Annotated in this window: 14 protein-coding genes; 5 read left to right on the top strand and 9 right to left on the bottom strand. The window is 69.4% G+C overall.

Annotation, left to right across the window (positions count from 1 at the left end):
• Positions 1-66 precede the first annotated feature (66 nt).
• Together V5F53_RS01015 and V5F53_RS01010 are read right to left on the bottom strand one after the other, a co-directional pair.
• Entirely contained in the window at positions 67-411 is a 345-nt protein-coding gene (locus V5F53_RS01015; protein WP_393995920.1) for an AzlD domain-containing protein, read from the bottom strand.
• Positions 408-1,160, bottom strand: coding sequence for an AzlC family ABC transporter permease (locus V5F53_RS01010; RefSeq protein ID WP_393995919.1), 753 nt, complete (start codon positions 1,158-1,160; stop codon positions 408-410). The genes V5F53_RS01015 and V5F53_RS01010 overlap by 4 nt, the downstream gene beginning before the upstream one ends.
• Positions 1,161-1,385: 225 nt before the next feature.
• On the opposite strand from V5F53_RS01010, the gene pabB reads away from it, so the two are divergent.
• The 3 genes from pabB to V5F53_RS00995 are packed head-to-tail and all read left to right on the top strand — an operon-like array spanning position 1,386 to position 4,143.
• The gene (gene pabB / locus V5F53_RS01005) at positions 1,386-2,783 is read left to right on the top strand and encodes an aminodeoxychorismate synthase component I (protein ID WP_393995918.1); all 1,398 of its coding nucleotides are present in this window, start codon (positions 1,386-1,388) and stop codon (positions 2,781-2,783) included.
• Positions 2,780-3,571: an aminotransferase class IV gene (locus V5F53_RS01000; protein ID WP_393995917.1), complete on the top strand. Its 792-nt coding sequence runs from the start codon at positions 2,780-2,782 to the stop codon at positions 3,569-3,571. The genes pabB and V5F53_RS01000 overlap by 4 nt, the downstream gene beginning before the upstream one ends.
• On the top strand, positions 3,568-4,143 hold the full coding sequence (locus V5F53_RS00995) for a GNAT family N-acetyltransferase (protein WP_393995916.1): 576 nt from the start codon (positions 3,568-3,570) through the stop codon (positions 4,141-4,143). Before V5F53_RS01000 ends, V5F53_RS00995 begins: the two co-directional genes overlap by 4 nt.
• Before the next feature lie 8 nt (positions 4,144-4,151).
• Here the strand turns inward: V5F53_RS00995 and V5F53_RS00990 are convergent, their stop codons facing one another.
• From V5F53_RS00990 to V5F53_RS00975, 4 genes are all read right to left on the bottom strand, one after another.
• On the bottom strand, positions 4,152-4,544 hold the full coding sequence (locus tag V5F53_RS00990) for a hypothetical protein (protein WP_393995915.1): 393 nt from the start codon (positions 4,542-4,544) through the stop codon (positions 4,152-4,154).
• A 190-nt stretch (positions 4,545-4,734) separates the two neighbouring features.
• On the bottom strand, positions 4,735-7,185 hold the full coding sequence (gene clpA, locus V5F53_RS00985; RefSeq protein WP_393995914.1) for an ATP-dependent Clp protease ATP-binding subunit ClpA: 2,451 nt from the start codon (positions 7,183-7,185) through the stop codon (positions 4,735-4,737).
• Between the two features lie 203 nt (positions 7,186-7,388).
• The gene (clpS, locus tag V5F53_RS00980; protein WP_393995956.1) at positions 7,389-7,715 is read right to left on the bottom strand and encodes an ATP-dependent Clp protease adapter ClpS; all 327 of its coding nucleotides are present in this window, start codon (positions 7,713-7,715) and stop codon (positions 7,389-7,391) included.
• Between the two features lie 375 nt (positions 7,716-8,090).
• The gene (locus V5F53_RS00975; protein WP_393995913.1) at positions 8,091-8,423 is read right to left on the bottom strand and encodes a phasin family protein; all 333 of its coding nucleotides are present in this window, start codon (positions 8,421-8,423) and stop codon (positions 8,091-8,093) included.
• Between the two features lie 301 nt (positions 8,424-8,724).
• Between V5F53_RS00975 and V5F53_RS00970 the strand changes: the two genes are divergently transcribed.
• Positions 8,725-10,596, top strand: coding sequence for a serine hydrolase (locus V5F53_RS00970; RefSeq protein ID WP_393995912.1), 1,872 nt, complete (start codon positions 8,725-8,727; stop codon positions 10,594-10,596).
• An 18-nt stretch (positions 10,597-10,614) separates the two neighbouring features.
• Here the strand turns inward: V5F53_RS00970 and V5F53_RS00965 are convergent, their stop codons facing one another.
• Positions 10,615-11,331 carry a DnaJ domain-containing protein gene (locus V5F53_RS00965; protein WP_445329441.1) on the bottom strand — a complete coding sequence of 239 codons (717 nt, stop codon included), beginning with the start codon at positions 11,329-11,331 and terminating at the stop codon, positions 10,615-10,617.
• A 365-nt stretch (positions 11,332-11,696) separates the two neighbouring features.
• Complete coding sequence (locus tag V5F53_RS00960) at positions 11,697-12,440, bottom strand: VWA domain-containing protein (protein ID WP_393995910.1); 744 nt, start codon at positions 12,438-12,440, stop codon at positions 11,697-11,699.
• A gap of 209 nt (positions 12,441-12,649) precedes the next feature.
• Here V5F53_RS00960 and panC point away from each other — a divergent pair, with 209 nt between their 5' ends.
• On the top strand, positions 12,650-13,498 hold the full coding sequence (gene panC, locus V5F53_RS00955; protein ID WP_393995909.1) for a pantoate--beta-alanine ligase: 849 nt from the start codon (positions 12,650-12,652) through the stop codon (positions 13,496-13,498).
• 156 nt (positions 13,499-13,654) lie between these two features.
• Here the strand turns inward: panC and V5F53_RS00950 are convergent, their stop codons facing one another.
• Positions 13,655-14,431: an amino acid ABC transporter ATP-binding protein gene (locus V5F53_RS00950; protein WP_393995955.1), complete on the bottom strand. Its 777-nt coding sequence runs from the start codon at positions 14,429-14,431 to the stop codon at positions 13,655-13,657.
• Between the last annotated feature and the right edge of the window lie 19 nt (positions 14,432-14,450).

Raw genomic sequence — 14,450 nt, 5'->3', positions numbered from 1 at the left:
GGCGGGGTTTGTCAATCCACACCTGGCGGAAGGTCATCGCCGGCGACGGTTTTCCCGGCGTCCGCGTCAGGCGAAGGCGAGGATGCCGGCGGCCAGCAGCAGCTCGCCCACCAGCACGCCGGCGAACACCGAGCGGCGCAGCAGGGCGAAGCCGGCGATGCCGCCCGCCACCGCCCCCAGCCGCACCGCCAGCGGCACCACCTCCAGCGGCGCGGCCGGGGCGAACAGCAGCCGCGCCACCACCGCCGCCAGCAGCGCCGTCGCCACCGCCTTCACCCAATGGAACACCTCGCTGCCGGTCTCCAGCCGTCGCCCGGCCAGCACCGCCAGCGAGCGCCAGACCTCGGTGGGCAGGAACCCCACCAGCACGACGATCAACAGCGCCGTGCCCTCGCTCAGGGTGGCGATCATGCGCGCCTCCGCCGCCACCGGCCGATGCCATAGGCCAGCGACCCGCCCCCGACGCCGGCGATGAGCAGGTCCAGCCCGCCGTCCAGCGCTACGGCGAACGGCATGAGAAAGAAGCCGGCGGCCAGGGCCAGCCAGTCGGTGAGCCCGGTGGAATTGCGCACCATCAGCACCGAGAACGACAGCGGTGTGAGGAACAAGAGCATCGCCGCCAGAGGCCCCGACAGGCTGCCCGCCATCAGATAGCCGAGCGCGGTGCCAATCATGCTGATGGAAATGAGCATGTTGCCGAGGCCGAGGGTGAAGGGCACCCGCGCTTCGCCCGGCATGTGCGGCAGCAGCCTTTGCCCCTCCACCCACAGCGTCATCGCCACATAATGGGCACAGACGAGCTCGACCAGCAGGTTCCGGCGCGGCCCGCGCATATAGGGGGCCACCGACACCACCATGGGCAGCAGCCGCATGGACGACAAGGCGATGGCGAAGGCCAGCGCCGGCAGCGCCGAGCCGGCCACCAGCCCGCCCACCAGGATCACCTGCGCCGGCAGCGCCCACACCAGCAGCGTGGACAGCACCCCCGCGCCGATGGGAAAGCCCACCCCCTGCAGCAGCGCGCCGAAGCCGGCATAGCTGGCGAACAGCACCAGCGCCGGCACCGAAAGGCCATGCCGCGCGCCATGGAAGAACCAGCCGAGAGTGGAGCGCGCCGACCCGAGGGGATCGTGGCTGTGAGAAGGAGACCGCAGGGACATGGAAGGATCAGGCAAATCGTGGGAATGGCGGGGACGAGAGCATCGATAAGGTAGCCATAGCATCTCCGCCGGCGCTTCGACAGGCTCGCCTTGTCCCGATCCCCCGAAGCGCTTTCCCCCGGCGGCACGGTGCTGTAGGCAGGGTGCAAGAACCCTGCGGAGCGGTTGCCGCCACGGCCTCGCACCGTCATCCTGATCGCGCTGCCCCGAATCGGTCGCCTGCCCGTGCTCCGTCTCGACATCCCGTACCGCGACCCGTTCGCCCTTTTTCACGCTTTCGCCGACGTGCCGAATTGCGCGTTCCTCGACAGCGCTGCCGTCGGCGATCCGCGCGCGCGCTTTTCCTACATCGCGGTGGACCCATTCCACACCCTCGTCGCCGATGCCGACGGCGTGCGGGTGGACGGGCGGATGGTGGAGGGAACGCCCTTCGCCGTCCTCGCCCGCATGCTCGCCGCCGAGGGCGGCGCCGAGCCCCACGCGGGCGCCTTCCCGTTCCGCGGCGGCGCGGTCGGCTTCCTCGGCTACGAGCTGGGCCGCCACCTGGAGCGCCTGCCGCCCCCGCGTCCCGGGCGCCCGCCGCTGCCCGAGATGGTGATGGGGATTTACGACCTGGTGCTGGCCTTCGACCATGCGACCGGACGGGCCGTGCTGTTCTCCTCCGGCCGACCGGAGGTCGATGCCGAGCTGCGCACCCGGCGCGCCGAACAGCGGGCGGCCATGGTCCTCGACCGCATCGCCCATGCCCCCGCCGTCCCGCCCGCCCCGGACTGGACGCTGACCGGCCGTTTCGTGCCCGACCAGCCGCGCGCGGCGGTGGAAGCCTCCATCGCCCGCGTCATCGAATACATCCGCGCCGGCGACATCTTCCAGGCCAACCTCACCCAGCAGATGCGCGCGCCCCGGCCGGAGGGGCTGAGCGACCTTCAGCTCTACGCCCGCCTGCGCGCGGTGAGCCCGACGCCCTTCGCCGCCCTTCTGCGCTGCGGGCCCGACCTTGCCGTGCTGAGCGCCTCGCCCGAACGCTTCCTCAGCCTGGATGCGGAGGGCCGGGTGGAAACCCGCCCCATCAAGGGCACCCGCCGCCGCGCGGCCGACCCGGTGGAGGATGACGCGCTGGCGCGGGCGCTGACCGCCTCGGTGAAGGACCGGGCGGAGAATCTCATGATCGTCGACCTGATGCGCAACGATCTCAGCCGGGTCAGCAAGGTGGGCAGCGTGAAGGTGCCGGCGCTGTGCGCGCTGGAAACCTTCGCCAGCGCGCACCACCTGGTGTCGGTGGTGGAGAGCCAGTTGATGGACGGGCTCGGCCCCGTGGACCTGCTCACCGCCTGCTTCCCCGGCGGGTCCATCACCGGCGCGCCGAAGATTCGCGCCATGGAGATCATCAACGCGCTGGAGCCGTTCCCGCGCGGCGTCTATTGCGGCTCGGTGGCCTGGATCGGCTTCGACGGCGCGATGGATTCCTCCATCGTCATCCGCACCATCACCCGTGTCGGCGACACCCTGCTCACCCAGGCCGGCGGCGGCATCGTCGCTGATTCCGACCCGGCGGACGAATACGAGGAAAGCCTGGTGAAGCTTGCCCCCATGCTGCGGGCGCTGTCCGGAGAAGGCCGGTGAAGCTCTATCTCAACGGCGCCCTGCGCGATGCCGCCGACGCCCGCATCGCCCCCGGCGATCGCGGCTTCACCCTGGGGGATGGCCTGTTCGAGACCCTGCGCGTGCGCGACGGCCGCATCCTGCGCCTCGACGCCCATCTCGCCCGACTGGAAGCGGGCGCGCGAGTGCTCGGCCTGCCGCTGCCGCAACTCGACCTTGCCGCCGTGCTGGACGACACCCGTGCCGCCAACGGCCTTGCCGACGCGGTGCTGCGCCTCACCGTCACGCGCGGCGAAGGCCCGCGCGGAGTGCTGCCGCCGGCCGCGCCTCAGCCCACAGTGCTCGTCACCATCGCTCCCATGGCACCGCCGCCGGCGGCCGCCCGGCTCATCGTCGCCACCTCGACCCGGCGCAACGAGCGCTCGCCGCTGGCGGGCGTGAAGTCGCTCAACTACCTCGACAATATCCTCGCCCGCCAGGAGGCCGCCACCGCCGGTGCCGACGATGCCATCCTCCTCAACACCCGCGACCATGTGGCGGAAACCTCCATCGCCAACGTGTTCGCGGTCATTGAGGGGCATCTTCTCACGCCGCCGCTGGCCGATGGGGCGCTGCCGGGCGTGATGCGCGCGGCGGTGCTGGCCCTCGCCGGCGCCGAGCGCACCTTGAGCGTGGACGACCTGGCGCGCGCCGAGGAAGTGTTCCTGTCCTCCAGCCTTGGGCTCCGCTCGGTGGCCGAGCTGGCCGGCCGCCCGCTGGCCTCCGCCGCCACGGTCCTGCGCCTGAAGACCGCCCTCGGGGAGCCATGAGCCCCGTCGTCGTTCCCGCCCCGGGCCCGCGCGTGCGCCTGAGACACTGGCGGCCGGCGGACCGCGACGCCCTGTGGCGCATGCAGTCCGATCCGCGCGTGATGGAATTCCTGATGCCGGTGCCGGACCGGGCCGCCAGCGACGCGGCGGCGGACCGGATCGCGCGGCATTTCGCCGACCACGGCTTCGGTCTGTGGGTGGTGGAGGTGCCCGGAGTGACCGCATTCGCCGGCTATGCCGGCCTCGTCCATGTGCCGTATACCGCGCCTTTCACCCCTGCGGTGGAGATCGGCTGGCGCTTCCTGTCCGCCCACTGGGGCCAGGGCTATGCCACGGAAGCCGCCCGCCAGTGCCTCGCCTTCGGCTTCGAGCGGCTGGAGCTGGACACCATCGTCGCCATCACGGTGCCGGCCAACCGCCGCTCGCGCGCAGTGATGGAGCGGCTCGGCATGACCCGCGTCGAGAATGGGGACTTCGACCTGCCCTCCATCCCCCTCGGCCATCCCCGGCGGCGGCAGGTGCTCTACCGCATCGCCCGCCCCGGCCATGTGCCCGGCGCGGGCGCCGGCTGACGCCGGCATCACGGTGTGCCGCGCGGCGGCGGGTCGCGGGGGACGCCGAGGGACAGCGCCTCCGGAAACCGGACCGCCCGCCGGCCATGGCGCTCCTTGATATCGGCGATCTCGTCCAGCATGGCGCGCAGCCGGTTGAGGGCACGCAGTTCATCCGGCTCAAGCGCGCGCTCCGGCCGGAAATGAGTGACGAGCACCACCAGCGCCTCGCTGATGCGGCCGATCTGGCTGCCGTAGCTGCCCACGCTCTGCAGCACCTCCTCTTCCACCTCCGGCGCCTTGGATTGTCCCAGGTTGATGTTGATAAGACCGATCTGACTGCCGAACGCCGCCAGATTGGTACTGAACAGGCGGAAGAACTGGGTCACGTCCCCCGACAGGGGCAGCTTGAACATTGCCATCTGAACCACTCCGAGCGTTCACCCGAACAGGGTTCCAGATTGGCCGCAAATTGCAATCCACGCAGGTACTCGACCGCGACACACCCTATCTCCCGGCCCGATGCCGCGCCGGCCCATATGATGCAAGGTTCAGTGAAACGAAAAGAGGCGGCCGTGGCCGCCTCTTTCGATCTCGTCTTGCGTCGGTCCGTCAGACCTTCAGCAGCGGCGCCTTGGGGTCGGGCTTCGGCCCGGGCTTGGACCCGGGTCCCGACTTCGGCCCCGCCTTCGGCCCGGACTTGGCGGCCTTCGCGGCGGCGACGGGCTTGCGGCGGGCGGCGGGCTTGGCCTCCTCGTCGATCTTCTCCGGCTTGGGCGTGACCGGCCCTTCCGGGAACTGGAAACCGAGCTTGGAGTCGCGCCCCTCGCCTTCCACCACCACCTGGACATGGCCGCCGTGCTTGAGCGCGCCGAACAGCACCATGTCCGCCAGCGGCGTCTTGATGTGCTCCTGGATCACCCGCGCCATGGGACGGGCCCCCATCTGCTCGTCATAGCCGCGCTCCACCAGCCACTTGCCCGCCTCCGGCGACAGCTCGATGGTGACATTGCGGTCGGCGAGCTGCGCTTCCAGCTGCAGGACGAACTTTTCCACCACCTGGGTGATGACCTCGGTGGGCAGATGGCCGAACGGGATCACCGCGTCGAGCCGGTTGCGGAACTCCGGCGCGAAGGTGCGGTTGATGGCCTCCGAATCGTCGCCTTCGCGCTTGCTGCGGGTGAAGCCGTAGGCGGGCTTCGCCAGATCCGCCGCGCCCGCATTGGTGGTCATGATCAGGATGACGTTACGGAAGTCGATCTGCTTGCCGTTGTGGTCGGTCAGCTTACCGTGGTCCATCACCTGCAGCAGGATGTTGAACAGGTCCGGATGGGCCTTCTCGATCTCGTCCAGCAGCAGCACGCAATGCGGGTTCTGGTCCACCCCGTCGGTGAGCAGGCCGCCCTGGTCGAAGCCCACATAGCCGGGAGGCGCGCCGATGAGGCGGCTCACGGTGTGGCGCTCCATATATTCCGACATGTCGAAGCGCAGCAGCTGCACGCCCAGCGCCGAGGCCAGCTGCTTGGCCACTTCCGTCTTGCCGACGCCGGTGGGGCCGGAGAACAGGTAGTTGCCGATCGGCTTCTCCGGCTCGCGCAGGCCGGCGCGGGCCAGCTTGATGGAGGCGGACAGGGCCTCGATGGCCTTGTCCTGGCCGAACACCACGCGCTTCAGCGTGGTCTCCAGATTGGCCAGCACCTCGGCATCGTCCTTGGACACAGACTTGGGCGGAATCCGCGCCATGGTCGCGATGGTCGCTTCGATCTCCTTGATGCCGATGGTCTTCTTGCGCTTGGCCTCGGGCAGCAGCATCTGCGCGGCGCCCGACTCGTCGATCACGTCGATGGCCTTGTCCGGCAGCTTGCGATCGTGGATGTAGCGCGCCGAAAGCTCCACCGCCGCCTTGATGGCCTCGCTGGTGTAGCGCAGCTTGTGGTAGTCCTCGAAGCAGGGCTTCAACCCCTTCAGGATCTCGATGGCGTCTGCCACGCTGGGCTCGGCCACGTCGATCTTCTGGAAGCGACGCACCAGGGCCCGATCCTTCTCGAAATACTGCCGGTATTCCTTGTAGGTGGTGGAGCCCATGCAGCGCAGCGAGCCGGAGGCCAGCGCCGGCTTCAGCAGGTTGGAGGCGTCCATGGCCCCACCCGAGGTCGCGCCGGCACCGATGACCGTATGGATCTCGTCGATGAACATGATCGCGTTGGGATAGGCCTCGATCTCCTTGACCACCTGCTTGAGGCGCTCCTCGAAGTCGCCGCGATAGCGGGTGCCGGCGAGCAGCGCGCCCATGTCGAGGGCGAACACGGTGGCGGTGGCGAGCACCTCCGGCACGTCGCCGTCGTTGATGCGCTTGGCCAGGCCCTCGGCAATGGCGGTCTTGCCGACGCCGGGGTCGCCCACGAACAGCGGGTTGTTCTTCTGCCGGCGGCACAGCACCTGGATGGTGCGCTGAATCTCGCTGTCGCGGCCGATGAGGGGATCGATCTTGCCCTCGTGCGCCTTCTTGTTGAGGTTCACGCAATAAGCGTCGAGCGCATCGGCCTTCTTCTGCTTGTCGTCGCCGGGCTTGGTCTCGGTCTCCTCCTCCGCGCCGCGCACGGGCCGGCTCTCCGACATGCCGGAGCGCTTGGCGATGCCGTGGGAGATGTAGTTGACGGCGTCATACCGCGTCATGTCCTGCTCCTGCAGGAAATAGGCGGCATGGCTCTCGCGCTCGGCGAAGATGGCGACGAGCACGTTGGCGCCGGTCACCTCCTCGCGGCCGGAGGATTGCACGTGGATCACCGCGCGCTGGATGACACGCTGGAAACCAGCGGTGGGCTTGGAATCGTCCGAGCCCGACTGAACGAGGTTCTCAAGCTCGGAATCGACGTATTCGACCAGATTGCGCCGCAGCTTCTCCATGTCGACGTTGCACGCCCGCATGACCGCGGCGGCGTCCTGGTCGTCGATGAGGGAGAGCAGCAGATGCTCCAGCGTGGCGTATTCGTGATGACGTTCGTTGGCGAGGGCCAGAGCGCGATGAAGCGACTGCTCGAGGCTGCGTGAAAATGTAGGCATCGACACCTCTTTCGCGCATCACCCGCGGATCCGCGGAAGGGTCGCAGACCTCGAAGGCTTGTGCACCATTCACACAAACTTCGTACTGGATTCCGCAGTGCGCAAGTCCCCCGATGCGCCGATGCGCGCCGCCGCGCCGAAAACCGAACTCGCAACCTCCCGCCACGCCTTGAAATTCATCGCCTCGCCCGGTTCGCGCCGCGCTATTTTTTTTCCATCACGCACTGGAGCGGATGCTGGTGCTTGCGGGCGAAATCCATCACCTGCGTCACCTTGGTCTCCGCCACTTCGTAGGTGAAGACGCCGCATTCGCCCACCCCGTGGTGGTGAACGTGAAGCATGATGCGATTGGCTTCATCGGTGTTCTTGCTGAAGAAGCGCTGCAGCACATGCACCACGAATTCCATCGGCGTGTAGTCGTCATTCAGCAGCAGCACCCGATAAAGGCTCGGGCGCTTGGTCTGCGGGCGGGTGCGACTGATGACCGCCGTCCCGCTGCCGTCTCGTCGATTGGTATCGGGTCCCGCCATGAATGCCGGCGGATGAGAAGAATATCGTTCGTGCATCATGTCCGTCGCGATCATATCCATCGCGTCCTCGCCCGCCGCGCCGGCCACGGGGGCGGGCTTTGGCGCACATCCGCATAATCATGGAAAAGGCCCGGGCCTGCGCGAGCACGCAGACACCCCGTCCTACCCCCGCCTTGGCGCGCCGCGCAAGGCGCGGACCGCCTGACCCGCCGCCGGCTCAGCGCCTCGCCCTCACGGCGCGGTCGATCCCCCTCAGCATGCCATGGCCAGCACTATGTCGGAATAGAAAAGGCCCGACGCAAGGTCGGGCCTTTTGGACTTTCGTCCCTCAACGTCACGGGCAGATGGAACGTCGGGGCTGGACCGGCGGAAGGCTCAGCGCGCGACCTTGCTGAACACGGATTCGAACGGCTTGTAGGTTTCCTTGGCCAGCTCGGTGTACAGCTCGCCGATCTTGGTGGCCTGGGCCACCGCGCCCTCGTAGGCGCTCTTCAGATAGGCCTGCTGGATCTCGATGGCCTGGTCCACCGACTTGGCGCCGAGAAGCTTCTCAAGCGCGGCGGTGCCCTGCTCGAAAGAGGTCTTGGTGTAGTCCGCCACTTCGACAGCGATCGCCTGCGCGCTCTTGGAGAGCAGGCCGAAGCTCTTGAGGGCGTTCTCGATATTGTCCTTGCTGAGCTGCTGGAGCTCTTCTGCGCTCTGCACCATGGGAGTCCTCATTCCTCTAGGCCGGTGGGAGCACCGGTTCTGCCGTTGCCGAGTGAGCGGAGCGTTCCCGCTCGAATATGAGAATATGCACTGCAGCATGGATGTCAACAAATTTTGTGCAGTGCACAACAGCCCCGACGCGGCCGGATTCACGCCTTGGTAACTCCGCCTTCTTAGGCTTCTTCCCTGGTCGCCTTCCCCCGCCGCGTTCGTTCAGCGGCACCCTTCGCGCACCACGCCTGCGCGTCGTGTCGGCGCGGGATCAAGCAGTGCAGCGACCGCCAAGACGGGGCCTTTGTCCATGCGTACAGCTTCCGCGAGCCTTTCGCTCCTGACCAAAGCCCTTGCCGTGGCTGCTCTTGCCGGCTTCGTCCTCTCGACGACCACGGCCGAGGCCCGGCCGCGCAAGAAGGCCCAGGTCGAGAGCACAAAGAGCAGCAGCAAGGCCCGCAAGACCACGGCACAGCGCCGGACCACAAGCCCGCCGCGCGCCACCCAGGATGAGGCCGGCCGCTGGCATTACGGCTCCTCCGCCATCGTGGTGGACGCCAATACCGGCCGGCCGCTCTATGAGGACGACGCGGACGCCCTGCGGCATCCTGCCTCAGTCACCAAGGTAATGACCCTCTACCTCCTGTTCGAGCAGCTGGACGCGGGTCGCCTGAAGCTGTCCAGCGACCTGCCGGTATCGGCCAAGGCGGCCTCGCAGTCGCCGTCGAAGCTGGGCGTGCGTCCCGGCTCCACCATCGAGGTGGAGGATGCCATCAAGGCGCTGGTGACGCGCTCGGCCAACGACGTGGCGGTGGTGATCGCCGAAGCCATCGGCGGCTCCGAGAGCAATTTCGCCGACATGATGACCCAGAAGGCGCGGGCGCTCGGCATGAGCCGCACCACCTTCCGCAACGCCTCCGGCCTGCCCAATCCCAACCAGCTGACCACGGCCCGCGACCTCGCTACCCTCGGCCGCGCGATCCAGGACCGCTTCCCCAAGGAATACCGCTACTTCGCCACCCGTACCTTCTATTATCGCGGCGAGGCGATCGGCAATCACAACCGCCTGGTGGGCGCGGTGGAGGGCGTGGACGGCATCAAGACCGGCTACACCCAGGCCTCCGGCTTCAACCTGCTCACCTCCATGAAGCGGGACGACCGCTTCCTGGTTGCCGTGGTGCTGGGCGGGCGCAGCGCCGGCTCCCGCGATTCCCGCATGCGCTCGCTGCTGGCGGAGAATTACCCGCGCGCCTATGCCGGTGGACGCACCGCGCCCAAGGTCACCGAGAACGGCGGCCTGTTCGCGGGGATGGCGCCCACCCCGCAGCCGGTGGCGCGCGAGGCGGTGCCCGCCCATGACGTGGCCCCCCTGCCCAAGCCGCAATATGCCGTGCTGAACGCAGACCCGGCCACCACAGCCTCCATCCCCACATCGGCGGGAGTGAAGAGCGGATCGGCGGAGCCCATTCGGCCGGTGGCGGTGAAGACCGTGGCCATCCAACGTGCGGTGGCCGCCAACGCCGCCGCGCCGGCCACCTCGGCGGCGGCCTCGGCCACCGCCGCCGCGCGGGGCTTCAGCACCTCCGCGGGCGTGCTCGGCTACATGGAACCCGCCGGCGCGGCTCCGGCCGGCGACACCGCCGTCGCCCAAGGCCGGGCCCGCCCGCCGGCGCCCAAGCCCCAGCCCGTCGCCCAGCCGGTCGCGGCGGCGACCGAAGCCGCCAAGGACACCGCCCGCTACGCGCCACCGCCGCGCCCGGCCACCCTCGCCGAACGCACCGCCCTCGTCGCCGCGCAAGACTCCCCGGCTCCCGTCCGCAGCGCGCCGGAGCCCCGGGCCACCCAAGCCGCCGCGCCCGAGAAGCCCGTGCGCACCGCCTCCCTCGCCCCCGTGGCCGCGCCGGAACGGCCGGAGCGGAGCACCCCCGGCAGCGCCCGCAGCGGCTGGTCCATCCAGATCGGCGCCTTTGGGGCCGAGACCGAGGCCCGCGCCAAGCTCGACCTGGCGCAGAGCAAGGCCCGCGCCGCCCTTGGCAAGGCCGACCCCTATACCGAGAAGGTCACGAAAGGCTCAACCGCCCTCTATCGCGCCCGCTTCGCCGGCTTCGACGAGAAGGGTGCCAAGGAAGCCTGCCGTTTACTCCAGCGTAACGCGTTTGCCTGCATGACTATCAAGAACTGAGGACGTCGGGAGAGAGACTTAGTCATGCTTGCGCAGGATCAGATCCTTGGCTTGATTGATCCGCGCCGCCAGGTAACTGGAACCGCCGGCGTCGGGGTGGAGCTTTTTCATAAGGGAACGGTGCGCGGCGCGCACCTCCCCGGGGTCCGCCCCCGGCTGAAGCCCAAGGATCTGGTAGGCTTCCTGTTCGGTCATCGCCCCGCCGCCCGACGCGATACCACCCATATTCCCCCGACCCGCATCGCCCTCAGCGTGTTCACGCCAAGCGGGCGCCCGGCGGTCGAGATAAGCTTCGAGTAGGGCGAGGGACTGCGGGTCGCACGCCGCGCGCAGCGCCAGGAGGGTCGGCAGGTCGAGATCGTCCAGCGCGGCGCCGGCATGGGCGCCGGCGATGACCCGCCCGGTGAGCGTGCCGCGGGCGTGGTCCAGTTCCATCTCGAGCAGCGCCGAGCGCACCTGCGAGGTTCGCGGCGCCGCCGACTTCCGGAACAGGCCGCCAAGCCAGCCCCCCACGCCGCCCGGATCGAGCCGCCCCAGCAGGGCCAGCCCCGCCATCGCCAGCGGCACGGCCGCGCCGAAGCGCCCCAGCAGCAGCGCGCCGACCGCACCCGCCAGCGCCGAATAGGCCACCGCCCGCATGAGCATTCCGGCCAGCGCCTTGGGATCGGCCTTGGTCCAGACCTTGAGGCCGTAAAGGCCGATGGCCAGCAGCAGCGCGCCGGCGATGAGACTGATCACGTGTCGCTCCCTGAAGCCGCGCGCGCCCGCGCCGGCCCTTGACCTGTCGTTGCCCTGCCCTTGTCCTGTCGTTGGCCTTATACCATCGGCCTCGGTCTTTGCCCGATGCCGAGCGGGTGGCGCTCAAGCGCAGCGCGCGCTGGAGCAGAAGCCGGTGATGGATAGCAGGCATGGACCCGCCTCGCGACCAGGGCCTGGACATGAACAGGGCAGCGCCATGGCCCCCATGCGGCCGGCGCTGACCACCGCAGTGGCGCTCCGGCGGGCGCCACGCGGCACACCGATGCTGGCACGTCGCGCCGCGCCCCACTTCCAGGGGTCGGCGGGTCGGCGCGTCCCGGTCCAGAGGAGCCGAGCCGGCATCAACTGCCGCCGAGGGCCAGCAGCAGCTGGCGCGCCCCGGCATCGCCCCGGGCCTCCAGCGCCGGGCGGCCGCCGGCCGCATAGGCCGCCACTGCCGACAGCAGGGCGCGCAAGTGATGCCCGGCACGGGCATCGAACCGGCAATAGGCGCCGCCGGTGAGTTTCGCCAGCGCCCGGAAGGTCCGCTCCACCCGCCGGTCGTCGCCCTCCTGGAACATGAACAGACGCACCCCGCGCAGCGCCAGCTGACCGGCGGCGGCGTGCAGCGCGTCGGCGTCCTCCTCCAGGGCATCGCCCACGAACACCGCCGCCTTGAGCCCGCAGCGCTCCGCCTCGCGCTCCAGATGGCCGAGCACGCGATGAATCTGCGTCAGCCCGCCCTCGCAGGCAATGCGGCCCATGAGCCGGCGCAGCGTCGCCCCGTCGCCCACGAACGGCGAGGCACGGCACTCATCCATGCCCCGGTAATAGACGATCTGCATGTCCAGCCCGCCATGGGCGGCGGCGGCGGCGAACATGTCGGCCTGGATCTCGCACGCCAGCGCCCAGGTCGGCTCGCGCGAGGCGGTGGCATCGAGGGCGAAGGCCAGCCGGCCCCGCCCGACGCCCGCGCGCGCCGGCGCCATGGCGCGCACCTCGCCCAGGAAGCGGGCGATGTCGCCGGCGGCGGAGGGCGCGGCCGGCGCGTTGACGCCGGTCGCGGCGGAGACATCGTGTTTTGTCTTGTCTTCGGAACGCGCCATGGAACCCCTTCACCCGCGCCGACACCACCCCCGGCCTGCGCATGCGCCTGAAATGGGGGCCGCGCGGCGTGAACCAAGGGCACGGGCCAAAGCCACGCGCCAAAGATACGCACCAAGGGCATGCGCCAAGGGCATGCGCCAAGGGCGCTTCCCTCCCGGGCCGGCACGTTCTAGGGTCCGCCCCGCCCGAAACGGGGAGTCGCGGAACAATGGCCAGCACGCCGACGGTGGTGGAGACGGTTCAGGACCTGAAGGCGCTGACCGGCGCCTACAGGACGCAGGGGGCGCGCATCGCCCTGGTGCCCACCATGGGCGCGCTGCACGCGGGCCACATGGCGCTGGTGCGCCGGGCCCGCGAGGTCGCCGACAAGGTGGTGGTCTCCATCTTCGTGAACCCCACCCAGTTTGGCCCCACCGAGGACTTCTCGCGCTACCCCCGCACCTTCGAAGCGGACCTCGAAAAGCTCGCCACGCTCGGTGCCGACGCGGTCTATGCCCCGAGCCCGGCGGAGATGTATCCGGCCGGCTTTACGAGCCGGATCAGCGTCGCCGGCCCGGCCGAGGGGCTGGAGAGCGACTTCCGCCCGCACTTCTTCGCCGGGGTCGCAACTGTGGTGGGCAAGCTGTTCATCCAATGCCGGCCGGACTTCGCCACCTTCGGCGAGAAGGACTATCAGCAACTCAAGGTGGTTGCCCGCCTGTCGCGCGATCTGGACCTCGGGGTGGAGATCGTGCCCGTGCCCACCACCCGCGAGGCGGACGGGCTCGCTCTGTCCTCGCGCAATGCCTACCTCAGCGCGGCGGAACGGGCCACCGCGCCGGCCATCTATACGGCGCTGAAGGCGGCCGCCCTCAACATCCGCGGCGGTGCCGCCGCGCAGGACGCCACCACCCGGGCGACCGAGACCCTGGCCGCCAAAGGGTTCAAGGTGGACTATGTGGCCGCCCGCCACGCCGAAACCTTGGCGCCGCTCACCGGCGCCGAGGGCGAGCCGATCCGCCTGCTCGCCGCCGCCTGGCTCGGCACCACCCGGCTCATCGACAACATCGGCGTGTAAGGCCGACGGCCGGGGCGCCCGGCGGATCGCCAGTTCCGGGACGGGCGGGCGGCAACGGCGCCGGCCGCGGGCAGATCGCCCGCCTGCGACACCGCTCCCCCGCTCAAGCCCGGCTTGCGCGGGCGTGGCCCCGGTGGAAAACCGGGGCCACCGGTCTCAGTGCAGGATCTGGCTGAGGAACAGCCGGGTGCGCTCGTGCTGCGGGTTCGAGAAAAAGGCGTTGGGCTCGTTCATCTCGATGATCTGACCGGCGTCCATGAAGATCACCCGGTTCGCCACCTGCCGCGCGAAGCCCATTTCATGGGTCACGCACAGCATGGTCATGCCGTCCTGGGCCAGCTCCACCATGGTGTCGAGCACCTCCTTCACCATCTCCGGATCGAGCGCCGAGGTCGGCTCGTCAAACAGCATGATGCGCGGGCGCATGCACAGGGCACGGGCGATGGCGACGCGCTGCTGCTGGCCGCCGGAGAGCTGGCCCGGATACTTGTGCGCCTGGTGGGGGATCTTCACCTTTTCGAGGAAGTGCATGGCCACATCCTCCGCCTCCTTCTTGGGCGTCTTGCGCACCCAGATGGGGGCCAGCGTGCAATTCTCCAGAATGGTCAGGTGCGGGAACAGATTGAAGTGCTGGAAGCACATCCCGACCTCGCGCCGCACTTCGTCGATGCGCTTCAGGTCGTCGGTGAGTTCGATGCCGTCGACGACGATGCGCCCCTTCTGGTGCTCCTCCAGGCGGTTGATGCAGCGGATCAAGGTGGACTTGCCCGAGCCGGACGGCCCGCAGATGACGAGCCGCTCGCCCCGCTGCACGGTGAGGTTCACATCGCGCAGCACGTGGAACTCGCCGTACCATTTGTTCACGCCGACCATCTCGACGGCGATCTTCGGGGCGCCGGCCTCGGACGCGGCGATCACGGGATCGGTGGTCATGGACTTGGTGGTCATGGCC

The sequence above is a fragment of the Xanthobacter cornucopiae genome, assembly GCF_043195065.2.
Taxonomy (GTDB): domain Bacteria; phylum Pseudomonadota; class Alphaproteobacteria; order Rhizobiales; family Xanthobacteraceae; genus Xanthobacter.
Note: the sequence above shows the minus strand (reverse complement) of the source record. Positions and strands in the feature narration are given on the sequence as shown.